This window comes from Sphingobium sp. TomTYG65 (assembly GCF_055395525.1).
Genome location: NZ_AP027331.1, coordinates 288,101 through 309,943 on the forward strand (window position 1 = coordinate 288,101; position 21,843 = coordinate 309,943).

19 protein-coding genes are annotated in these 21,843 nt (G+C 61.0%); 11 read left to right on the forward strand and 8 right to left on the reverse strand.

Annotated features, from left to right (window positions below; all coding sequences use genetic code 11):
- Nucleotides 1-2: 2 nt before the first annotated feature.
- Nucleotides 3-1,604: an arylsulfatase gene (locus ACZ5Y5_RS15230; RefSeq protein ID WP_464811347.1), complete on the forward strand. Its 1,602-nt coding sequence runs from the start codon at nt 3-5 to the stop codon at nt 1,602-1,604.
- A complete protein-coding gene (locus ACZ5Y5_RS15235) occupies nt 1,601-2,932 on the forward strand; it encodes an MFS transporter (RefSeq protein WP_464811348.1) in 1,332 nt (443 codons plus the stop codon). Before ACZ5Y5_RS15230 ends, ACZ5Y5_RS15235 begins: the two co-directional genes overlap by 4 nt.
- Before the next feature lie 101 nt (nt 2,933-3,033).
- On the opposite strand, the gene ACZ5Y5_RS15240 is transcribed toward ACZ5Y5_RS15235, so the two are convergent.
- The gene (locus ACZ5Y5_RS15240) at nt 3,034-5,586 is read right to left on the reverse strand and encodes a TonB-dependent receptor plug domain-containing protein (protein ID WP_464811349.1); all 2,553 of its coding nucleotides are present in this window, start codon (nt 5,584-5,586) and stop codon (nt 3,034-3,036) included.
- A 343-nt stretch (nt 5,587-5,929) separates the two neighbouring features.
- Between ACZ5Y5_RS15240 and ACZ5Y5_RS15245 the strand changes: the two genes are divergently transcribed.
- From ACZ5Y5_RS15245 to ACZ5Y5_RS15285, 9 genes are all read left to right on the forward strand, one after another.
- Entirely contained in the window at nt 5,930-7,261 is a 1,332-nt protein-coding gene (locus ACZ5Y5_RS15245; RefSeq protein WP_464811350.1) for an LLM class flavin-dependent oxidoreductase, read from the forward strand.
- Nucleotides 7,258-8,838 carry an FAD-binding protein gene (locus ACZ5Y5_RS15250; protein WP_464811351.1) on the forward strand — a complete coding sequence of 527 codons (1,581 nt, stop codon included), beginning with the start codon at nt 7,258-7,260 and terminating at the stop codon, nt 8,836-8,838. The genes ACZ5Y5_RS15245 and ACZ5Y5_RS15250 overlap by 4 nt, the downstream gene beginning before the upstream one ends.
- The gene (locus tag ACZ5Y5_RS15255; RefSeq protein WP_464811352.1) at nt 8,835-9,104 is read left to right on the forward strand and encodes a 4Fe-4S dicluster domain-containing protein; all 270 of its coding nucleotides are present in this window, start codon (nt 8,835-8,837) and stop codon (nt 9,102-9,104) included. The genes ACZ5Y5_RS15250 and ACZ5Y5_RS15255 overlap by 4 nt, the downstream gene beginning before the upstream one ends.
- 346 nt (nt 9,105-9,450) lie before the next feature.
- On the forward strand, nt 9,451-10,785 hold the full coding sequence (locus ACZ5Y5_RS15260) for an LLM class flavin-dependent oxidoreductase (protein WP_464811353.1): 1,335 nt from the start codon (nt 9,451-9,453) through the stop codon (nt 10,783-10,785).
- A 25-nt stretch (nt 10,786-10,810) separates the two neighbouring features.
- Entirely contained in the window at nt 10,811-11,482 is a 672-nt protein-coding gene (locus tag ACZ5Y5_RS15265; protein WP_464811354.1) for a peroxiredoxin-like family protein, read from the forward strand.
- A gap of 44 nt (nt 11,483-11,526) precedes the next feature.
- Entirely contained in the window at nt 11,527-12,375 is an 849-nt protein-coding gene (locus ACZ5Y5_RS15270; protein ID WP_464811355.1) for a hypothetical protein, read from the forward strand.
- 21 nt (nt 12,376-12,396) lie between these two features.
- On the forward strand, nt 12,397-12,810 hold the full coding sequence (locus tag ACZ5Y5_RS15275) for a DUF6152 family protein (RefSeq protein ID WP_464811356.1): 414 nt from the start codon (nt 12,397-12,399) through the stop codon (nt 12,808-12,810).
- A complete protein-coding gene (locus tag ACZ5Y5_RS15280; protein ID WP_464811357.1) occupies nt 12,807-13,631 on the forward strand; it encodes a hypothetical protein in 825 nt (274 codons plus the stop codon). The genes ACZ5Y5_RS15275 and ACZ5Y5_RS15280 overlap by 4 nt, the downstream gene beginning before the upstream one ends.
- 13 nt (nt 13,632-13,644) lie before the next feature.
- Nucleotides 13,645-14,055: a DUF6152 family protein gene (locus tag ACZ5Y5_RS15285; protein ID WP_464811358.1), complete on the forward strand. Its 411-nt coding sequence runs from the start codon at nt 13,645-13,647 to the stop codon at nt 14,053-14,055.
- 44 nt (nt 14,056-14,099) lie between these two features.
- On the opposite strand, the gene ACZ5Y5_RS15290 is transcribed toward ACZ5Y5_RS15285, so the two are convergent.
- The 7 genes from ACZ5Y5_RS15290 to ACZ5Y5_RS15320 form a co-directional block, all read right to left on the reverse strand.
- On the reverse strand, nt 14,100-14,576 hold the full coding sequence (locus ACZ5Y5_RS15290; RefSeq protein ID WP_464811359.1) for a DUF6644 family protein: 477 nt from the start codon (nt 14,574-14,576) through the stop codon (nt 14,100-14,102).
- 29 nt (nt 14,577-14,605) lie between these two features.
- Complete coding sequence (locus ACZ5Y5_RS15295; protein WP_464811360.1) at nt 14,606-15,127, reverse strand: DUF6644 family protein; 522 nt, start codon at nt 15,125-15,127, stop codon at nt 14,606-14,608.
- 72 nt (nt 15,128-15,199) lie between these two features.
- Nucleotides 15,200-17,482: a TonB-dependent receptor gene (locus ACZ5Y5_RS15300; RefSeq protein WP_464811361.1), complete on the reverse strand. Its 2,283-nt coding sequence runs from the start codon at nt 17,480-17,482 to the stop codon at nt 15,200-15,202.
- A 122-nt stretch (nt 17,483-17,604) separates the two neighbouring features.
- Nucleotides 17,605-18,654, reverse strand: a complete 1,050-nt coding sequence (locus ACZ5Y5_RS15305) for an ABC transporter substrate-binding protein (protein WP_464811362.1) — start codon at nt 18,652-18,654, stop codon at nt 17,605-17,607.
- 1 nt (nt 18,655) lies between these two features.
- Nucleotides 18,656-19,522: a TauD/TfdA dioxygenase family protein gene (locus ACZ5Y5_RS15310; protein WP_464811363.1), complete on the reverse strand. Its 867-nt coding sequence runs from the start codon at nt 19,520-19,522 to the stop codon at nt 18,656-18,658.
- A gap of 210 nt (nt 19,523-19,732) precedes the next feature.
- On the reverse strand, nt 19,733-20,692 hold the full coding sequence (locus tag ACZ5Y5_RS15315; RefSeq protein ID WP_464811364.1) for an ABC transporter substrate-binding protein: 960 nt from the start codon (nt 20,690-20,692) through the stop codon (nt 19,733-19,735).
- Between the two features lies 1 nt (nt 20,693).
- A complete protein-coding gene (locus ACZ5Y5_RS15320; protein ID WP_464811365.1) occupies nt 20,694-21,782 on the reverse strand; it encodes an LLM class flavin-dependent oxidoreductase in 1,089 nt (362 codons plus the stop codon).
- Nucleotides 21,783-21,843 lie beyond the last annotated feature (61 nt).

Genomic DNA, 21,843 nt, shown 5'->3' on the forward strand with positions numbered 1-21,843 from the left:
GCATGCGCCCCAATTTTCTTTTGATCGTCGCCGATGATCTGGGCTTTTCAGATCTTGGGGCATTTGGTGGAGAGATTGAGACACCCAATCTCGACGCGCTTGCAACGAAGGGCGTACGCTTCACCGATTTTCACTCGGCGCCGGCCTGTTCGCCGACGCGCGCGATGCTGATGACCGGGACCGATCCGCATATCGCCGGCATCGGCACCATGCTGGAGGTCGCCCATCCCGACTTCGCCGGTGCGCCCGGCTATGAAGGACATCTCAATGATCGCGTGGTCACCGTAACCGAATTGCTGCGCGACGGCGGCTATCATACGATATTGTCGGGCAAGTGGCATTTGGGCCAGACTGAAAGCAGCGTTCCTTCAGCGCGCGGGTTCGATCGCTCCTTTTCACTTCTGCCAGCCGGCGGCAGCCATTATGGCAAGGGCGACACCAACCGTTTTTCAATGGTCGATCCCAATTATCATGAAGACGGCGCGCCTGTCGAACAATTGCCCGACGATTATTACTCTTCAGACTACTTCGCTACCCGGATGATCGGCTTTCTTGAAGATCGTCCCCGGGACAAGCCGTTCTTCGCCTATCTTCCCTTCACGGCACCGCACTGGCCGTTGCACGCGCCAGACGAAAGCATCGCCAAATATCGCGGTCGTTATGACGACGGTCCGGATGCGCTACGCGAAAAGCGCCTGAGGCGGCTCAAGGAACTGGGCCTATGCGCGCAGGACGTCATCCCTCACGATTTCGTGGATGGCGAGGATTGGTCGGATCTGTCGGACGACGACCGCGCCTGGTCGTCGCGCGCCATGGAAGTCTATGCTGGCATGGTCGACCGGATGGACTGGAACATAGGCCGCGTAGTCGACCATCTCCGCGCATCTGGGGACCTCGACAACACGATCGTCCTGTTCCTGTCCGACAATGGCGCTGAGGGCGCGATCGTGGAGGCCATGCCGATCTACGGGGAGATCATCGAAGACCGGATCAAGCGCTATTTCGACAACAGCATCGACAATCTGGGACGGCCCGATAGCTGCATCTGGTATGGTCCACGCTGGGCGCAGGCGGCCACGGCGCCGTCACGCCTTCACAAGGCTTTCACGACAGAAGGCGGCATCCGCGTCGTCGCCTTCGCCAGCGGTCCCGGCATCGGCCCCTCCGGATCGATCGGCCATGCGTTCAGCACCGCGATGGATATTCCCGCCACTCTCCTCGACTGGGCCGGCATTTCCCATCCCGGTGATCACTACAAGGGCCGCGCCATTGCTCCGCTGCGGGGCCGATCCATGGCGGCTTACCTGGCAGGTGAAGATGCGCGCATCCACCCGCTCGGCGCGGAAACCGGCTGGGAACTGTTTGGCAGACGCGCGATCCGGCGAGATCAGTGGAAGGCGGTCTGGCTTCGCCAGCCCGAAGGCGTGGGTGCCTGGGAATTGTTCGACCTGTCGCGCGACCCCGGCGAAACCGACGACCTCGCAGGGCGGCAACCCGAGATACTAGCGGAATTGATCGGAGCTTGGGATCGCTATGTCGCTGAAACCGGGGTGGTGTCTGTTCCGGCCAGCATCTTCGAACTAGACCTTAATCTCGTCGGATGACCGACAGCCCTTCGCCCGATCGTATCCCGGGCCGCCGCCTGTCCGCCTTCGCCGCAGTGGGTGTAGCGACCGGCGGCGTCAATGTGCCGCTCCAGTCCTTTCTTCCAGCCTTCTATGTCGCGGCGACGGGGATGAGCCTTCAGGCCGTGGGGTTGATCTTCATGATCAGCCGCCTGTGGAGTGCTGCGTCCGATCCGCTGGTCGGCTGGCTTTCCGATCGCACCCACGGACGCTGGGGGCGACGCAAGCCATGGATAATCGGGGGCGGGCTGGTTTTTCTGTCGGGTCTCGTCGCGATCTTCTTTCCTCCTGCAGGAGCAGGCCAGCTTTATCTCGGCTTTTGGGTGCTGTTCCTATGTCTCGGCTGGACCGCCACAGCGACGCCACTCTACGCCTGGGGCGGCGAAATGGCCGCGGCCTCTGCGGAACGCAGCCGCATCCAGGCATTCATCCAGACGGGAGCGGGGCTTGGCGTATTCCTCGTCCTGCTCCTCCCGGCGCTGTTCGATACGTTCGACTATGGCGACATCACAACACGCGTGCCCACCATGGGCGCGCTCATCGCTGTCGCGCTGACGATCGGGCTGCTCCTGATCGCGCGCCTGTTTCACGAGCCGCCAGTGGAAGCGCACCGTCGTCCGGCCGGTGAGGGACGCCGGGCACTGATCGATATGGCGCGTGACGGAATGCTATGGCGCATCATCCTATCAGACCTTTTCGTGACCTTGGGTCAGGGATGCAGGGGCGCTGTATTCCTGTTCTTCGTGACGCATTATCTGGGTTTTAAAGCCGTTAGCGCAATGCTGCTGCTGCAATATGCCGCCGGCCTGTTTGCAGCGCCGCTATGGGCGCGGATCAGCTATCGGTTCGGCCGGATCAATACCCTCATCATCGCGGAAAGCGTGCAGGTGCTTATCAATCTGTCCCTGCTGCTTGTAGCGCCGGGACAGCTGTGGCTTTTCATCGCTCTGCTACTGGCGCAAGGGCTGACCCAAGGATCCGGCAACCTCATGTTGCGCGCCATGATCTATGATGTCGCTGATCGTCAGCGCGCCAAGACCGGTGTGGAGCGCGCCGGCCTGCTTTCATCAATATTCAACATCACGACCAATGCCGCCTTCGCTCTTGCAATCGGCATTGCCTTCACGGCGGTTGGCTGGTTCGGGTTTGACCCAAGTCATGTCAATGATCGCCAGGCGCTCCAGGGGCTACATCTGTTCTTCGCATGTGGCCCCGCGCTAGGGCATCTGCTGTCAATCATCATTATCTGGCGTGCGCCCGCGAAGGCGGCTGGTGACACGCCGACCGGTTATGCAGCCGACTCTTGAACAGCGCTGTCGCAGATCCATGTCCTATCTTGGACAGGCAGCTGCGAGGCCACGCCTCCGCGCATCGAGCGGCAATTCCAAACACCGACTCGCAGCGAGGATCAGAATTTCACCCCCAGCCTGGCATAGTAAAAACCGCCGCTCAGGCCGAACGGGGCGAAATTGCCGTATAATCCGAGGCCGGTGGCAGCCTGCGTGACGCCGATCGGGTCAGGATAGACGTCGAACAGATTGTTTGCCCCTACCGCCAGATTGATCGCCGGGCTCACCTGAGCCGAGATGTCGAGGTCGGTGATCCATTTTGCACTGAATGTACGATCATCGGCAGTGGAGATCTGACTTGTGCCGGTCTCCGTATATTTGCCAAAGCGCGTGACCCGCAGCAGGTTGCGGACAGGACCGATCGACCAATCCGCGCTCAGCACCAGCTTGTCTCGCGGCGTGGCGCGGACGAGGTCAGCGCGGGCCTGCCTTCCGAACAATATGGTGTTCGACAGGTTGGCGGGATTGTCGGCCACCCGCAGCAGCTTGGTTTTGTTATAGCTGTAGGCCGCGTTGAGCTTCAGTTCGCCCAGATCTGCGGTATGCAGCGTATATTCGCTCACCACGTCGATGCCGCGTGTCCGCGTATCGACGCCGTTGATGAAGAATTGCGCGCTGCTAATGCCCGGGACGCCCCGTGCGGCCAGGATCGCCGTCACCTCGGGGCTCGTCAGGATCGACTTCGCCTCCGCGCTGTTCAATATCTCCGTCTTCACGATCCGGTCCTTGATGCGAATCTGATAGGCATCCACCGTGAGCCGGAAAGGCCCCTTCTCAAAGGTCGCTCCCACCGTGAAGTTCAACGACTTTTCGGGAGTCAGGGGCTTTGCTCCGAAATATCCCGCGATCGGGTCGTTGGGCGCGAGGAACTTGACGAGCTGGGTCACGCGATCGCCATTGATCGTGATGCTGGTGTTCTGCGAGGTGGAGAAACCCTGCTGTGCGAGTGACGGCGCGCGAAATCCGGTGTTGACGCCACCACGTAGCGCGAAGCCAGGAAACAGTTCATAGCGGGTCGAGAATTTCCCGCTGACCGTATCGCCGGAACTATCGGTATAATGTTCGGCACGACCTGCAACACCTACGAACCAATCTGTGCTGATATTCGCACCGACATCGACATAGGCAGCAAAGTTGTTGCGCGTCAGCACGAAGGCGTCGGCGGGCGTTGTCCCGGTGAACGACACCAGGCTCGCGGCGGGGCGCTGGCCGCCATAGGCAAGCTGGAAGGGCGTCGTTCCCCGCGGTATCACATAGCCGCCATCGCGATAGCTGTCGGGCTCGCCCGCCTTGTTCTGGAAGCGTTCCCACCGATGCTCGATGCCGAAAGCCAGCGTGAGCGGTTCCGCAAGGCCGACGTCGAATGTCCGGCTGAAATCGATATTATTGACCCATAGGCTCGCAATCTGCTTGCCCATGAAGAAGCTGGTCTTGCTGCTGGGTCCGAGCGATGGGTTGAGCGTATCGACCGCGCCCAGCTTCACATGATCCTGTCCAAAGCTGCTGCTGAAATCTACATCCAGCCCCGCGAGGGTCGTCCGCAGGCCTGCCGCAAACTGGAAATCGGTTTCCCAGATGCGCCGCTTGGCCAGGAAGCCGTTGGGATAGAGTTCGGGCAGTGAATTGACGTTGTTCGCGTTGAACTGACCGCGCCCATCCTTGATGTCGCGATAGCTGATCGTCGAAAAGCTGTAGAGCGTCGTCTGGTCGCTCAGTGGCAGTTCGGCATTATAGCTGCCGTTGACGATATAGTCGCGATTGGTGCGGCCGTAATTGCCCGCGCGGTTGCGGTCGATCGTGGCTTCTCGCGGGTCGCGGGAACCATCTGCCAGGCGCGGATAGAGATCGACGGAGTCAGCGACGATCGCTCCGGACGGATCGGCCCGATCATGGAATTTGCCCTCTACAGCGAAGCGGATGAAGCCGCCATCATGCCCCAGCCGCGTGCCATAGCTAACCGACTGCTGGACCAATTCTCCGCCTTTTTCATAATGGCTCCCGGCAGTCGTTCCGAACTCACCTCCTTGCCGTGTCGCATCCAGGATGAAGTTGATGACGCCTGAAATAGCATCCGATCCATATTGCGCGGCAGCGCCGTCGCGCAGCACCTCGACGCGTCCGATTGCGTTGGCGGGCAGCAGGTCGATATCGACCGGCGTGCTGCCGCCCGAAATTCGCGACAGGTTATTGATCAGCGAAGTCGTGTGCCGGCGCTTTCCGTTCACCAGCACCAGCACATAATCGCCGCTGAGCCCCCGGATCGAGATCGGCTTCGCGCCGGAGGAAGTGCCGCCGCCGCCCAGCGCAGGGACCGTGAGGGAAGGTACGATATTGCCCAATATGTCCTTCAGACCCGCACGGCCCGTCGCCTGCAGCTCGCGCGTGTCGATCACATCGATCGGCACCGGGCTGTCGGCCACCGTGCGAGGCCGCGCACCTCGCACGCCCGTCACCACGATGGCAGCGCCCTCCGCTGCGGCGTCAACGGTTGCAGCAGCAGCGGATTCGGCTGCCAGATCGTTGGCCGCCGCCTGTGATGACACCGTGCCGCCAAGCGCAGCAGCAAGCGCGAGAACCGAAGTGGACGGCCGCGACGATATGAAAACGGACATTAATTATTCCCTGATGAATATTTATCAGGGACACAGCTAGCGAGAGGATGATTTTCCGATAAACAATTTAAACTGCACACAGCTTGAGTTTAACTTTAAGAAGAAACGCTCATAAGCATATCAGTTTTTGAAATGATGCAGCTTCGCACGCATTCTCCCTCGTAAGTGAGCACCAGCCGTAATTCGCGAAAGCTGGACGCCGGTGTCGCGTAACCGAATCCGCCTCTCCAAATGGGGCGCGACAGGTTCAGAAGCTTCAATAATCCTATGAGCAAGCTTCGATATTCACGACCAACTCGCTCTCCTAACATGCCGCCAAATTTTGGCTTTTCAGGACGACATCATGAGCAACAGGCAGCTTCATCTTGGCGCAATCCTAACGGGCGTCGGCAACGATCAGCATAATTGGCGGCATCCTGATGTGCCAGGAGACGCCAGCATCAACATCAACTGGTATATTGAAAATGCGAAGCTCGCCGAACAGGCGAAGTTTGATCTCGTCTTCATCGTGGATTCACCCTTCATCACGCCCGATACTTCGCCACACTTCCTGAACCGGCTCGAACCGCTGACCCTGCTCTCCGCCGTCGCCACCCACACCTCCCTTATCGGCCTCGTCGGCACGCTGACCACCAGCTATTGGGAGCCCTATAATGTCGCGCGCCAGTTCGGCTCGCTGGACCATATCAGCGGCGGTCGCGCAGGCTGGAATGTCGTCACCACCGGCCTGGAAGGCGCTGCCAAAAATTATGGCCGCGAAGAGCATTTCGATCATAGCGTCCGCTACGAACGCGCACTGGAATTCGTGCGCGTGGTGCAGGGGCTGTGGGACAGTTATGAGGATGACGCCTTTCCCCGCGACAAGCAGAGTGGGTTGTTCCTTCACAGGGACAAGCAGCACGCGCTGAACCACAAGGGTAAGCATTTCTCCGTCGCTGGGCCGCTCGCCCTCACTCGCTCGCGTCAGGGTCAGCCGGTCATCTTCCAGGCGGGTGACAGTAGCGAAGGGCGGAATCTGGGGGCCCATATCGCGGAGGGGACCTTCGCCGCCTCGGCCGATTTCGAGTCCGGCCAGCAATATTATGCGGACCTCAAAAGCCGAGCCGCTGCGATCGGCCGCAATCCCGATGAGATCAAGGTCTTGCCTGGCCTTGACCCTATCCTTGCTGACACGGATGAGGAAGCACAGCGCATCGCCCGGGAGCGGTCGGACAATCTCGATATCGACAAGCTGCTCGTTCAGCTCGGCCGCGCTTTCAACTATCATGACTTCCGTCAATATGATCTGGACGCTCGTTTCCCCGATCTAACCGGAGTGACCCTCAACAGCTACAAGGGATCGGCTGAGCGGCTGATCCGCACTGCGCGTGAGAAGAAGTTGACCCTAAGACAGGCCGCCTATCTGACGCAGGATAACAAGCAGTTCATCGGATCCCCAGAAAGCATAGCAGACGAGATCGAGCGCTGGTTCCTGGGGCGCGCGTCGGACGGCTTCAACCTGCGTGTCGGCGAACCTGACAGCTTCGCACTGTTCAGGGAGCGGGTGGTCCCGATCCTTCAGCGCCGCGGGTTGTTCCGCATCGAATATGAACATGACACGCTGCGCGGCCATTTGGGCCTGCGCGTGCCGGAACATCGCCACGCCGCGCGGCCGGTCGCCATCGCCGCGGAATGAGCGAAGGCATCACCGGGCATGCCGACGTCCTCATCATCGGCGGCGGCATGGCTGCGGCTTGGGCAGCGATCGCCGCTGCAAAGGCTGGCGCATCCACCATATTGGTGGACAAGGGTTATGTCGGCACCAGCGGCGTGACCGCGACCGGCGGGCCCAACCATTGGTGGGTTCCGCCCGACCCTGATCTGCGGCGCGAGGCGATCGAGAAAAGAGAGGCCGCCGCCCTTGGCCTTGGCGATCCGGCCTGGATGGAACGAGTGATCGATACCACATGGCGCACGCTCCCCGATCTATCGCCCTATTACCCCTTCGGCTCGGATGGAAAGGGCGGCCGCTACTATAGCGGCGTGCGCGGCTCCGAATATATGCGCGCGCTCCGTGCTTATGCGACAGCAGCCGGAGCGCGCATCCTAGACCATCATCCCGCCACTCAATTGCTGGTGGACGAGGACGGGGCCGTATCCGGCGCGTGCGGACACGCGCGGCTGGTGGGGCAGGATTGGAAAATCCATAGCCGCGCCGTGATCATGGCGACCGGCGGCTGCGCCTTCCGATCCGGCCTGATCGGCAGCTACGGCAATACCGGCGACGGTTATCTGCTGGCGGCCGAGGCTGGGGCCGAACAGTCCGGCATGGAATTTTCCATCCAATATACCGTGTCCCCCGCTTGGGCGTCGACCCGCACCCTGCCCTATGGCGCCGCACGCTATTATGATGCCGGTGGTGTAGAGATCATTCAGCCCCCTCGCGGCCACTTTCATTATCAGGCGCTGGGCGCGGCACTTCTCAAAGGTCCGGTCTATGCCGACCTGATCGATGCGCCGGCTCAGCTACATCCGATCTTGAAGGATATTCAACCCTTCACGCCGCCTCCCTTCCTTCGCAAGGGGATCGACCTGTTCAAGGACCGCTGGCCGATCAAGCTGTTCGGCGAGGGTACGATCAGGGGCAATGGCGGCTTACGTATTGTCGATGAGGATTGCGGAACGACCGTTGCTGGCCTCTATGCTGCGGGCGACGCGGCGACGCGCGAACTGGTGACAGGCGCGATCAGTGGTGGCGGAGCGGTCAACAGCGCCTGGGCGCTGACCTCGGGACAAATCGCGGGAGCGGCCGCGGCACGTCGGGCGCTGTCAATGCGCAACCGCCGCCAAGTCAAGGCCAACCCCATAGGCAATGTCGGCATCCATCCCGCATCGGCGGAACGAACTCTCGACTTGAAAGCGATCGAAGCTGAGGTCGATCACCATATGAACGGATACCACCATTCCCTCTGGCGAAGCGAACGACAGTTGAGCGACAGCCTGGCCCTACTTGACGGTCATTGGCGCACATTGAGCGACCATGGCCGTGCCGAGGGGTTGAGGCTGGTCCGGCTGCGCGAAACGGCGTCACTGACGGCCACAGCCCGCTGGTGCACGGCCGCGGCTTTGGCCCGCAAGGAAAGCCGGGGTATCCACGTCCGTGTCGATGCGCCGGATTTCAGCCCCGATGGCACAGTTCGCCTGCTGACCGGCGGGCTGGACCAGGTCTGGACGCGGCCGGAACGCCGCGCCCTTGTGGAGGCAGCGGAATGATTGCGCATATTTTCGAAGACCTCTGCAACGGCTGCAATAGCTGTGTCGCCATCTGCCCGACACATGTGCTCGATGTAGGCAACGCCACTCCCGTTATCGCCCGGCTGGACCAGTGCCAGACCTGCTATATGTGCGAACTCTATTGCACATCCGACGCCATCTATGTCGCACCCGACCAGCACGTGGCAGAGCTGATCGATCCCGAGGCCATCCGCGCGTCCGGCCATCGGCAGCATCCGACACGATCATGGATGGGACCGTCCTGATGATGACAGCCATCTCGATCGCTACCGCTTGCTTGGACCTTTGTTGCAGGAAGGCTTGGAAACCGCAGGCCGCCGCTATCATACTCTGCAAGTGGCTGAACCAGACCGAAAATCGACCTAAATCGACGCCGCCCTCGATTGCAATTCGGGCGCGGCTCGCTTCCCGGCGTGGCGCTCGGCCAATCTCATCGACCCGCGGACGGTGCTCTTCACCATTACCTACCGGCACTAGCTGATGGCCGCCTCTATTTGATCATCTCATAGAAGAACGACCGATGCGCGTTGGTCCGCGTCCGATCCGGGCAGTAAAGTTTCACCATCATCTTTGTTTTGCGCGAGAACGACCATGCCACAACGCCACATCAAACTTGGTTTCATCCTGCACGGTGTCGGCCGCACCTGGAACGACTGGCGCCACCCTGATCGGGACGTGAATGCCAGCACCAGCCTCGCCCATTACCAGAAACAAGCCGCCACGGCGGAACGCGGCAAGTTCGACTTCCTCTTCGTTGCCGACAGCCTGTCCATCACCGAAAAGTCGAGCCCTCATTATCTAAACCGCTTTGAACCCATCACCATCCTCTCGGCTCTGGCCGCCACGACCTCGTGCATTGGCTTGGTCGCGACGCTAACCGTCAGCTATTCAGAGCCCTTCAACGTTGCGCGCCAGTTCGCCTCCCTCGATCATTTGAGTGAAGGCCGCGCAGGTTGGAACATCGTCACATCCTGGTTGGGCGACACCGCCGCGAACTTCAGCAGGACCGAACATCCGCCTCATCACGTACGCTATCGCATTGCTGGCGAATATCTCGACGTGGTGCAGGGCTTGTGGGACAGCTGGGAAGACGGCGCTCATGTCGCGGACAAGGAAAGCGGCCAATTCGTCGATCCCGAAAAGCTGCACCGTCTCGATCACCGAGGAGAATTCTTCCAGGTGCGCGGTCCCCTTAACATCAAGCGCGCGCCTCAGGGTCAGCCCGTCATCTTCCAGGCAGGCGCATCAGAAGACGGCCGCGATTTCGCAGCCAAACGCGCCGAAGTCATCTTCACCCACGCCGAGGATGAAGAAGCCGGTCAGGCCTATTATGCGGATGTGAAGGCCCGCGCAAAGGGCATTGGCCGCGATCCCGATCAGCTCTTCATCCTGCCCGGAATCGCCCCCATCATCGGCGACACCGACGAAGATGCCGAGGCGCGCTACCGTGAACTAGCCTCACTGGAATCCCTTGATACGGGCCTCGGTTTCCTCTCGCGCACCTTCAACGATCATGACTTCCGCCAATATGATCTCGATGCGCCCTTTCCCGATGTCGAACATATCGGCCTTAACAGCCAGCAGAGCGGCACGCTGCGCATACTGCGCCAGGTGCGGGCCGAAAATCTGACATTGCGTCAGGTTGCCGAGCGGCTCGCGACACCGCGCGGCGCATTTGTCGGCTCGGCTGAAACAGTGGCTGACCGCCTGCAGCATTGGTTCGAAGGCAAGGCAGCCGATGGCTTCGTCATCTTTGAGCCTTTGCCCGGCCAGCTCGACCTGTTCGTCGACAGGGTCATCCCAATCCTTCAGGCGCGCGGCCTCTTCCGCACCGATTATGAAGGCACAACCTTCCGCGAGCATCTGGGCCTCGCGCAACCCGCAAACCGCTACAGCAGCCGGGTCGCCGAAAAAAGCGCCGCCTGATCCCTTAGACACAGGAGAAAATGCGATGGCACAGGAGAGCTTGACCGAACAGTTCCAGGCACTGCATGCGGAGCGCATCCGCACATGGAAGCCGGAACAGCTGGCGAAGAATGTCGATCGGCGCTCGCGATTATTGGCCGATTTTGACCCCTTGGCTGTCGTGCAGGTCGGCGACACGGTCGATCCGTTCGAGCTGGAGGACGCCGACGGCAAGAGGCTGACGCTCGATCAGCTTGTGGCGGATGGCCCGGCGGTATTGATCTTCTTTCGCTATGCGGGCTGCCCTGCCTGTAACCTGGCCCTCCCCTATTATGACCGTCAACTCCGGCCTGAATTGGACAGGGCTGGCATAAGGCTCGTCGCCCTCAGTCCCCATCTGCCCGAAAAGGGGCTTGCCGCGATCCGCGACCGTCATGGGCTCGGCTACACCATAGCCAGCGACCGCGGCAACCATCTGGGGCGCCGCTTCGGTATCACCTTCGATCGCGAGGTCGTGCCCGAAGGTCAGCCAAGCCCTGGCTGGATCGGTGAGCTGACTGGCACGGACACCGCTGAATTCCCGCAGCCTGCGGTCATCCTCATCGATAAGGATCGGGTGGTGCGCTTCGTTGATGTCAGTCCCGACTGGCTCGCGCGCACCGAAGCACCCGCGATCCTGGACGCTGTTGGCCGTATCGCGAAAAAGCGCGCCGCCTGATCTCTCTTGCTCTCCCCTCACGAAAGGCGCGGACCTCCACCCCCATGAGAATTTCGCCCATCCTGGCGCCGCTGCTCGTCGCCTGCGCCCTAGGCTGGACTCCGCTCGCTGTCGCTGCAGAGCAAGGCGAGCCGGTGAACAAAGCGCCGACCGTCCAGGATTGGACGGCGATCGCCAGCCTTCCGGACCTGTCGGGCGTCTGGTCGCCCGGCCCGCTCGATCGCTTCCCGCCGGGCAGCAAGACCGCCCCGCCCTGGCGACCCGAGCAGGCCGCGCAGATCACCGCCCTCCAAAAGCTGGAGGAGGATGGCAACCCGCAGAACATCTACGTAAACTGCCTGCCGGAGGGACTTCCCAGCTCGGTCACGCAGACCCTCAATTCGGTCGAGTTCCTGGTAACGCCGGGTCGCGTGACGGTGCTTGGTGAATTTGACGGCAATCGCCTCCGGCGCATCTGGACTGACGGTCGCCCCCATCCCGCCGACCCCGATCCCACCTTCAGCGGCCATTCCATAGGGCACTGGGAAAAGGGCGTGCTGATCGTGGATACGATTGGCTTCCTGCCCCAGGTCTTCATCCCGATGGGACAGGGCGTCGGCCTACCCAATAATGGCGACATGCATGTCGAGGAGCGCATCTATCTCACCGGCCCCGACACGCTGAAGGTCGATATCATCGTCCATGCGCCCCAGGTGCTGACAGCCCCGTGGCAAGCCAGCCGCACCTTCACCCGCCACCGCGAGCGGAAATATGACCTGGTGGAATCCTCTTGCCGCCAGGGCGATTTCTTCGACGATGTCGATACGAAGGGCAACGCCGCCTTCACCCCCATTCCCAAGGATGCGGGCGGCGCGCCTCTCCCGCCTGATCAGGCGCAAGCGCCCACCCCATAAACTTATCTGGAACAGGACCTCATGCCTCGCCTTTCGCCGCACCTCCTCGCCTCCGCCTTGATGCTGGCATCGCCCGCCATGCCGCTCCTCGCTCATCACAGCTTCGCGATGTTCGATCCGTCGAAGCCCATGACGTTCGAAGGCACGGTCCGGACGCTACAATGGACTGCCCCCCATGCGATCCTCTGGATACAGGCGGGCCAGGTCGGGAAATATGCGCCGGGCCTCTGGTCACTGGAATTTCCGACCAGCCCCGGCAACCTCAGCAAGATGGGCTGGTCGCGTACATCGCTGAAACCAGGTGACAAGGTGGTCGTGGACATAAACCCGATCCGCGACGGTCGTAGATCGGGTCAGTTCAAGAAGGTGACGATCGTCGCTTCAGGAAAAGTCCTCATCGTGGGCCCGATCCCCGGCGCACAGCCACCCAAATGAGGCGCACCCTTCCCGCGCTGGGGTCAGCCCTGGCCCTGCTGCTCGCACCGCCGACCCTCGCGGAACCGCCCGCCGATCCGATCAATCCTGCGCCAACCGCCGCCGATTGGCGCGCCATCGCGGCGCTGCCGGACTGGAGCGGCAGCTGGTCGCCCAATATCGCGGACCAGAATGCCCAGATCACCACAAACCCGGTTCCCTGGAAGCCGGAGATTCAGAAACAGGTGGATCATTGGACGGCGGAGGAGCAGGCCGGCCGTCCCAAGGGGCTGCTGATCGATTGCTTGCCCCATGGCACGCCGACCTTCATCCTGATCACGCATAATGCGCTGGAGATCCTTTTCTCGCCCGGCCGCGTCACCATCCTCGGGGAGTCGGACGGCAATCGCCTGCGCCGCATATATACGGACGGCCGCCCGATGCCCGAGGACCCCGATCCCAGCTTCCACGGCTATTCGATCGGTCATTGGGAAGCGCAGACGCTGGTGGTCGAGACTAAGGGCATCCTGCCGCAGGTCTATCTGGCGGTCAGCGAAGCGGTCGGCATCCCCAATAATGGCGACATGACGGTCAAGGAACGCATACACCTGACGGACCCTGATACGCTCGTCTTCGACCTCGAGATCAATGCTCCCCACATATTGACGCGCCCATGGAAAACCACGCGCATCTATCATCGCAAGCGCCAGCGCAGCCATGAAATCGTCGAAGGCGTCTGCCGCCAGGGCGATTTCCATGATGCGACCGACCGATGGGGCAATGTGATTTTCGAACCCGCCTATCAACAGGATGGCAACGTCCTGCCTCCACCAACCAATTGAGGATTATCGTCCGATGAACCGCTTGCTTGCCGCTATCGCCTTGGTCGGCATAGGCGCCACGTCCCTTTCCGCCCCGGCCGACGCGCATCACAGTTTTGCGATGTTCGATCCTTCGAAGGCGCGCACGCTCAAGGGAACGGTCAAGGAATTCCGCTGGGTAAACCCGCATGTCTCGCTCTTCGTCCTGGCCGAAGGCCCCAGCGGCGCAGCACCGGAACTATGGGCGGTGGAGCTTACCAGCCCGGGCAATCTCACCCGGCTCGGTTGGACCCGCAAGTCGCTGAAGCCCGGAGACAAGCTGCTTGTTGAGATCAACCCACTTCGCAATGGCCAGAAGGGCGGCGGATTCCGCAAGGCCACCTTGATCGACACGGGCCAAGTGCTTCAGGCCCGCCTTATCGACATCGAAAAGAAGGGCTCCTGATCAAATCCTCCCCATGCTGGGCGTGGGGAGGATGCTGCGCTCCCCTACAATGTGAATCCAATCCATCGGCCGAACGTCACGATCGTCAGCCACAATGTCAGCGAAGCGGCACCCGACAGCCGCGGCGCGATCGCACCGGGCCTTGCCAGATGGCGATGGGCGAACAGGTGAAATGCCAGCATGTTCACGCCGGCCAGCACCAGCAGGCTCAGCTTGGCGAGAAAGTAGAAGTTGGCGCTGTAGCTGATCGGGTTCGCCGCAAACAGCAGCAAGCCGGTCAACAGCGCAAAGCCGAACGCGACCCAGGTGATGGGCAGGATCGATCGGATGAGGTCGCTCGCCTCCCGCTTTTTCCATATCAGCCCCAGCAACCGCAAATCCACCAGCGCGATGGACCCCACCACCAGCGTCAGCGCAATCACATGCAGCGATTCAATCGCCGGAAAGGCAAGTTCGGAATCGGTCAGCGCGATCGACAGCCGGCTTTCCGACAACCAAATAGAAAAATCCTCAAGGTTCATGGCGGATGTCCGTAAATGAGAGGAAAATATCAGGCGGGCGCACCGGGCCACGCATCGACATAAGCGATCCACCGCCCAGCCACGATCACCGCGAGCCAAAGCAGCAGCGCGACCACCGCTATGCCTTTGCGCCGCACCGAGATGGCGGCTCCGCCTTCAAGCTTCAGGGCAAACGCGCGGCGATGGGACCAGGTCAGCAGCCCCGCCACAAGGATCAGCGCCAGCTTGATCCAGAAGATGGTGCGAAAAATGGCACGCGTCGGTTCCCCGGCGATCAGCAGCAGGCCGGTCGCCGCAAGCACCAATATGGCGATGCCGACCGGAGCAAGAAAACGGTCAAGCACCGCTTCCACTGACTGGCCCCGCTCAACGATCCCCACGACCCGCAGGTTGATGAGCAGCACGCCCAGCAGGACCACGGCGACGCTCAATATGTGAATCGTCTGGAGGGCGGGCACGACCCAGAAATAACCGGCGACCGCAGACGATAGCCAACTGGCGCTCAGCCATTGGGAAAAATGCAGAAGCGTAGTGGTTATCATCCGGGTCATTCCGTTTTGGCTGTGTATAAGAGGGAAATACACGCCTGATGCCTTGGCGAGGATTTGATTTCCCTCAACTGTTCAGAAGTTTTTGTTGATGAAGATGTTGATGGTGCGCGGCTCGTTATAGGCGCGGTAATAGTTGGGATAGACGCCGGAATTGGCCGGTGAATAGCCGCCAGCCTGGCCCCGGCGCAGGTCAAAGATGTTCTTCACCTGGATACCAGTCGTAAGGCTTTCATCCTCCGTCGTGTAGTTGACGGTGCCGTTGACGAAGGTCTGCGCCCGCACCGCAATCTGCGGCGTATTGTAGATGTCCGCATATCGGCGCGATTCATATTGCGCGTCCACGCCGACCCTCCAGGCACCCGGAATGTCGAGCGGCAGGCGGTAATTGGCTGACCCTGCAATTTGCCATTTTGGCGATAGCGGGAAATCCAGCCCGACCAGGGTCGTGCGCCCAGCAACATTAGGGGGCAGCGTAGCGGTAAAGCTGCGGTAATCGGTCTTGAGGTAGGACAGGCTACCGGCAAGGTTCAGCCCCTCGACCGGCGAAGCGGTCAGTTCCAGTTCCCCACCCCAGCTCTCCGCCTTGCCCGCATTGATCAACTGATTGGTTACTGTGCCCTGCGCCGCGGTACTGGTCGCTCGAACCTGAAAATCCTTGATGTCATTGTAGAAGATGGCGAGATTGGCAGTCGCAAGTCCTCCGAACAGCTTCGTCTTCAATCCCGCTTCGTAGGTCGTCAAAAGCTGCGGCCGATACGGCGTCTGACTTCCCAGGGCGGTATTGGTCCGCAGGTCATAGCCGCCGCTCTTGAAGCCTTGCGACCAGGACAGATATTGGAACACGGACGGCGACCATTCATATTGCAGGCCGAATTTGGGCGTGAAGCTCGAAAAGCTCTTCGGCCGCGCAGTGACGTCAAAGCTGGTGAAGCTGCTGTTCGGGGCCGTACCGTTCGGGAAAAGCCGGAAGAAGGCGTCCGGATCATATCCCCAATCCTGCGGATCATGCAGCGCCCAGCGCGTGCCCTGCTGCCCGATATTGCGGAACTTGCGCCGATCGGTCGTCCAGCGTCCGCCTACCGTCAGGGTCAGTCCGTCGCTCGCCTGGAAGTTCAACTGACCATAGGCGGAATAGCTGGTGGTGCGCAGCCAGTTATTGGTATGCGTGACCGTGCCGACATTGTCGATCGGGCTGCCTGCTGACTGGCTTAGCCGGTGGTTATGGAAATATTCGTTGAAATAGTAGAGACCGAAGACGAAGTTGAATCGGTCATATTCGCCGTTCAGGCTGAATTCCTGCGTCTTTTGATATTGCCTGAATCCGGCATAGCTGTCGCCCTTGATCGCGGTGACTCCGTCATTGTCGTAATAGATCGGACCATCGATACCGCGATAGGCCGTCACCGACTTGGCGACGAGGTGGCTGTCAATATCATATTGGACCGTCAGCGATCCGCCATAGGCATTGGTGTGATTATAAGGCAGCGTGTCCGTCCAGGTGAGGTCGGGATCGGTCTTTCGGCCGGTGCCAGTCTGACCATCAGGCTGGTTGACGGGCGTATAATAGCTTTGGGTCGATCGGTCGAACATAGCGTCGCCGCTGAGCGTGACCGTCAGCCGCTCCGACAAGCGCGACTTCAACTTGCCGCGCAAAATGGTGAGATCCAGATCGTTCACATCCCGCTTTAACGGCACGCTATATTGCCAGCCGTCGCGGGTGTGACGGATGATCGAAAAGGCGCCATTCAGCTTGTCGTCGGGCAGGATGGCGCCGTTTATCCGCGCCTTCAGGTCCAGATTGTCGAAGCTGCCATAGGCCGCGCTCACATAAAGCTGACGGTCTGCGGTCGGCTCCTTGGTGATGAAGCGGATTGCGCCCGCGCTGCTGTTGCGGCCGTACAGCGTTCCCTGCGGGCCGCGCAGCACCTCCACCCGCTCAAGGTCAGGCGTGTCGTAGAGCGAGCCGACAGTGCGCGCGAGATAGACATCATCGACATACACGGCGACTGATGGCTCGGGATAGGTGTCGATCTCGCCGATGCCTCGGATCGAATAGGTCTGCGTGGTGTAGGCGGTTGATCGCTTGGGCGCGAGCAGCCCCGGCACGCGTCCGGAAAGATCCCGGAAGGTGGCGATATTCTGCTGTTGGATGCCTTCCGCACCGATGGCCGTCACTGCGATCGGCGTCTTTTGAAGGCTCTCCTCGCGCCTTGAAGCGGTGATCACGATTTCGGCGGAGGCGCTGGCGTCGGCATCCTCCGGCGTCGGGGCCGCATATGCGGTACAACTCAGGACCCCAAGCAGTGGCAGAGAAGAACCAGACTTCAGAATAGAAAGAAAAGCATATCGTTTCATTAGCGTTCCCCTTTCGGGTTTTGGCTAATTCACGAATAGTTACGTTCCAAGAGATTTATCTATTGTTTGTAGTAATTAGAAAACGAACAATATCATACTTGACTATAATAAATACATAAAGATCAATTTAAGGATTGCCTAGCGTATCGCAAGACGTCCCGATTGAAGCTGCTATCATACCCCTGATCCGCGCGCGGCACGCCGGGGATGATGCCTGCATCATGATAGCGCTGGAAAATCTTTCCCTGATCGCGAACAAGTTGGGGGTCGATCAGCACCGCCGTCCCCAGATTCGAAGCAACGGTGAAGCTGGCCACCTCAAAGGGTATTCCGGTTTCCTTCGCCAGCACGCGCGCATAGTCGTCGGGATGGCGCTGCCCCCAGGCGCGTGCTCGCGCCAACCTCGCGATATAATCGGCCAGCAAGGCGCGTTTGCCTTCGATCGCCGCATCGCTTGCAGCATAGAAGCCGACGCCCGTTGGTAACTTGGCTCCATCGGCCAGGATGCGGTCGCCATCCTCCAGCACGGCGATGCCGACATAGCTGCCCCATGTCGACCAGGCGTCGATCGATCCGCTCGCCAGCGCTGCCTTCGCCTCGCCATTGGACAGGTAGGTCCATCGGATGCTTCGCGGGTCTATGTGTTCCCGCTCCAGAAGGCGCAGAACCAGGTCCTGCCCGGCCGATCCCCTGATGGTAGCAACTCTTTTGCCGCGCAGATCGGCCAGCGTGCGGACCGGCGACCCCTTGCGCACGACGATCGCCGAAGCCTTGCCTGCCGCATTGCCGGACGGACGATAGGCCGTCACCGCCTTGATCCGCGCGCCGCTCGCATAGGCGAAGGCGAAGGGCGCACCGCCCACGCCGCCAATGTCGATCGCCCCTGCATCCAGCGCCTCCAGCAAGGGAGAAGCCGCAGGAAACAAGGCCCATTTGATGCTGTAGGGCACATCGTCCAGCTCGCCCGCCGCCTCCAGCAACGCGCGAGCGCCACCGCGCTGGTCCCCCACGGTCAGGCTGGGCAGGGCCGCACCAGCGGCATCTACCTCGTCCCCCGTCAATCGCCAGGTCAGCGCCCCTAGCGCCGCAAGCAGCAGGACAACGCCCGCGACCCACGGCGCAAGCCGGCCGACACCCTTTTTCATATCATGGACCAGCGGGGCAGCGGTCACGTCAAAGATCCGCGTAGAGGGGTTCGTCGGCGATCAGAACGCGATGGAGCAAGCGCGGATAATCGCCATAATTTTTCACCGCATAGTGAACCGCCGCGCGATTGTCCCAAAAGGCCACGGAACCCGGCTTCCACGAAAAGCGCACCTGGAATTCGGGCCGCTTATACTGGCGCAGCACTTCCTCGATCAGTTCGCGGCTCTCGGCCAGTTCCACGCTCAATATCTGAGGCTTCTGCGTCATGTTGACCCAAAGGATCTTCTCGCCTGTTTCGCGATGCGTGCGCACCACCGGATGCGCGACAATCGGATAATCATGCCCATCGGCATTCAGCGCGGCACGATAATCATGGGTGACATGCAGCCCCTCCAGCCGTGTCTTCACCTCTTCCGGCAAGCCTTCATAGGCGAGATGGGCATCGACCCAGATCGTGTCGCCACCGACGGGCGGCAAGTCCACCGCGCGCAGCACCGCACCCCATGTCGGGACTAGTCGCCAGCTCGTGTCGCTATGATAGGCATCGCCTGGCTTGATCGTTCCGGCCTGCCGCTTTTCGAAACGGGCATTGTCGCGCGCGGCGATATTGTGGATCGGCGTGATCTTGGGATCATGGGTGGTGCTGGGGTGAGTATAGAGCGGCCCAAACTCCCGCGCGAAGGCCGCATGGCTGTCATTGTCCAATTGCTGGTCGCGGAAGAACAGGACCTTATATTTCAGCACTGCTGCACGGATCGCATCTCTCTGCGCAGGTGTCAGCGGCTTCGCGATATCGATCCCATGGATCTCCGCGCCGATGGTGGGTTGCAATGGGCGAACATCAATTGCGCTCAAATCGCTATCATGGATAGGGGTGGCTGTGGCGGTGGACATATTCGCGCTCCTGCTTGCCAGACTCTTTCATCGAGCCAGACTGCGAGAATAGGCGTAAGTCCGTCCGAAATCTCATGACTATTTCTCGAACCAATATAAGTCATACTCGTATCAAAAATACATAACTACCAGATCCGGATGACGTACAAACATTTAAGTACGACACATTATTATGCCAATAACACTGATATATATGGAATTTACACCTCATCACTCGCCCGAACCGAAGCTCTTGTCAAAGGCATCCGCAACCGGCCGCCTTCCTTCGATCAGCCCCGCCTTCTCAAAGCGGCGCGTGATGTCTTCCTCATGCGCCACCACCTTTGCGTCAATCGATCTCGACACGCGATTGTTGCGGTCGAAACTGGCGCGCGCGATATCCAGCGGCAAACCGGTTTCCTTGGCCAGCACTTGCGCAAATTCGTCAGGATGCGCCCGCGCCCAGGCAACCGCCTTCGCCTCCCGTTTCAGGAAATCGGCAAGCAGCGCGCGCTTGGGCGCGATCGCCCCGGCATGCGCGATATCGATGTAAAGCGGCAGCCCGAACTCCTTCGCGTCCACCACCGCCCGCGCGCCCTCCTTGATCGCCACGTTGGTATAGGGCGTCCAGGTCGCCCACGCGTCGATGGCGCCGCTGTCGAACGCGGCCTTGGCGTCGCCCGGCGGCAGGAAGGTCACGCGCACCTGGTCAGCCGGAATCCTGGCCCGCTCCAGCGCCTGCAACAGCAGATGATGGCCGATCGATCCGCGCGTCGTCGCAACAGACTTGCCCACCAGATCGTGCGCCGACCGGACGGCCGATCCATTTTTGACCAAAATGGCGAGCGCCTCGCCCGCCTGCTTGGCCGGCGCCTGCACCGCGATGGCCTTGACCGGGCTACCGCTTTGATAGGCGAAGATGAAGGGCGCATCGGCCACAAGGCCAAGATCCGCCGCACCGCCGCCCACAGCCTCTAGCAAAGGCTGAGCCGCAGGAAATTCCGACCACTCAACCTTGTAGGGCGCGTTCTTCAGCACGCCGGAGGCGATCATCATCGCCTTCACCTGCCCCTTTTGATTGGCAACGCGCAGGACATTGTCGTCCCCGCCCGCGAATGTCGCGGCGGCAAGGCCAAGCCCCGCCGCCGCAATCAGAACCACGCCAGCGGCGACGGCCGTCTTCCTCCCCACCTCAGCTCGCCAGTGCGATGCGGGTCTTGTCCCGCTCGGCCACCTTGCGGCGGACGACGGGCAGCAGCTCACGGCCGTACACAATGGAATCAGCCAGCGGATCGAATCCGCGGATCAGAAAATGATCGATACCGATGTCGTAATAATCGAGCATCGCATCGGCGACCTGTTCGGGCGTGCCGACCAGTCCCGTGCTGTTCCCCGCCGCACCGGTCAGAGCCGCAACGCCGGTCCACAGCCGCTTGTCCTGCCGCCGGGAGGCAGCGGTTTCCAGCAGGCGCAGCGATCCGGCGTTGGGCGGACGATGGCCCCTGATCGGTAGCCCAGCGGCCAGACGATTCTCGCGCACCTGCTCTTCAATGTCCGCCGCCAGCTTCCAGGCTGCTTCCTCGGTATCGGCGACGATCGGCCGCAACGACAGGGAAAAACCCGGATCACGGCCATGGCGCGCGGCGGAACGACGCACCTGGCGCACCGTATCTTGCACCGCCTCCAGCGTCTCGCCCCACAGCGCATAGACATCCGCGTGACGCCCGGCGACCTCGATCGCCTCGGCCGATGATCCGCCGAAGAAGACAGGCAAATTGTCCGGCTTCACGGAACTGAACGCCTGCCGGACGTCATAAAATTTGCCTTTGTGATCAAATGGCAGCGCGGCCGTCCATTCCTGCCGCAGGATGGTGAGATATTCGTCGGTGCGCGCATAACGCTCCGCCTTCACCGTCTGCGTATCGCCGTCGCGCGCCATCTCCTCATCCGCGCCGCCGGTGATGATGTGCACCGCGACCCTGCCGCCCGACAGCTGGTCCAGCGTCGCCAGCTGCCGCGCCGCCACCGTGGGCTGAGTGAAGCCGGGACGATGCGCGACAAGGAAGCCAAGCTTGCTGGTGATGGCCGCGGCATGGGCCGCGACGATCTGGCTTTCGGGACTGTTCGAACCGAACGGGATCAGAACCCGGTCGAACCCGCCTTCCTCCTGCGCCTTGGCCGCCGCCTCGACATAGACTTTGTCCAGCGCACGGCTGCGCACCGCCGACTGCGTTTCCGACCCGTTGTTGAAACCGATATAGCCTATGAATTTGACGCTCATGATAAACTCCAAAATGTGCGTGGGATCACCTTCGCCACCGGCTTCAGCGGCGCGGAGCGTT

Excerpts from the sequence above, each read along its gene's own strand:
- ACZ5Y5_RS15230 (WP_464811347.1), top strand. The coding sequence starts at position 3 with ATGCGCCCCAATTTTCTTTTGATCGTCGCCGATGATCTGGGCTTTTCA.
- ACZ5Y5_RS15275 (WP_464811356.1), top strand. The coding sequence starts at position 12,397 with ATGCCTCGCCTTTCGCCGCACCTCCTCGCCTCCGCCTTGATGCTGGCA.
- ACZ5Y5_RS15265 (WP_464811354.1), top strand. The coding sequence starts at position 10,811 with ATGGCACAGGAGAGCTTGACCGAACAGTTCCAGGCACTGCATGCGGAG.
- ACZ5Y5_RS15250 (WP_464811351.1), top strand. The coding sequence starts at position 7,258 with ATGAGCGAAGGCATCACCGGGCATGCCGACGTCCTCATCATCGGCGGC.
- ACZ5Y5_RS15260 (WP_464811353.1), top strand. The coding sequence starts at position 9,451 with ATGCCACAACGCCACATCAAACTTGGTTTCATCCTGCACGGTGTCGGC.
- ACZ5Y5_RS15235 (WP_464811348.1), top strand. The coding sequence starts at position 1,601 with ATGACCGACAGCCCTTCGCCCGATCGTATCCCGGGCCGCCGCCTGTCC.
- ACZ5Y5_RS15290 (WP_464811359.1), bottom strand. The coding sequence starts at position 14,576 with ATGAACCTTGAGGATTTTTCTATTTGGTTGTCGGAAAGCCGGCTGTCG.
- ACZ5Y5_RS15240 (WP_464811349.1), bottom strand. The coding sequence starts at position 5,586 with ATGTCCGTTTTCATATCGTCGCGGCCGTCCACTTCGGTTCTCGCGCTT.
- ACZ5Y5_RS15320 (WP_464811365.1), bottom strand. The coding sequence starts at position 21,782 with ATGAGCGTCAAATTCATAGGCTATATCGGTTTCAACAACGGGTCGGAA.
- ACZ5Y5_RS15280 (WP_464811357.1), top strand. The coding sequence starts at position 12,807 with ATGAGGCGCACCCTTCCCGCGCTGGGGTCAGCCCTGGCCCTGCTGCTC.
- ACZ5Y5_RS15255 (WP_464811352.1), top strand. The coding sequence starts at position 8,835 with ATGATTGCGCATATTTTCGAAGACCTCTGCAACGGCTGCAATAGCTGT.
- ACZ5Y5_RS15285 (WP_464811358.1), top strand. The coding sequence starts at position 13,645 with ATGAACCGCTTGCTTGCCGCTATCGCCTTGGTCGGCATAGGCGCCACG.
- ACZ5Y5_RS15245 (WP_464811350.1), top strand. The coding sequence starts at position 5,930 with ATGAGCAACAGGCAGCTTCATCTTGGCGCAATCCTAACGGGCGTCGGC.
- ACZ5Y5_RS15300 (WP_464811361.1), bottom strand. The coding sequence starts at position 17,482 with ATGAAACGATATGCTTTTCTTTCTATTCTGAAGTCTGGTTCTTCTCTG.
- ACZ5Y5_RS15295 (WP_464811360.1), bottom strand. The coding sequence starts at position 15,127 with ATGACCCGGATGATAACCACTACGCTTCTGCATTTTTCCCAATGGCTG.
- ACZ5Y5_RS15310 (WP_464811363.1), bottom strand. The coding sequence starts at position 19,522 with ATGTCCACCGCCACAGCCACCCCTATCCATGATAGCGATTTGAGCGCA.
- ACZ5Y5_RS15270 (WP_464811355.1), top strand. The coding sequence starts at position 11,527 with ATGAGAATTTCGCCCATCCTGGCGCCGCTGCTCGTCGCCTGCGCCCTA.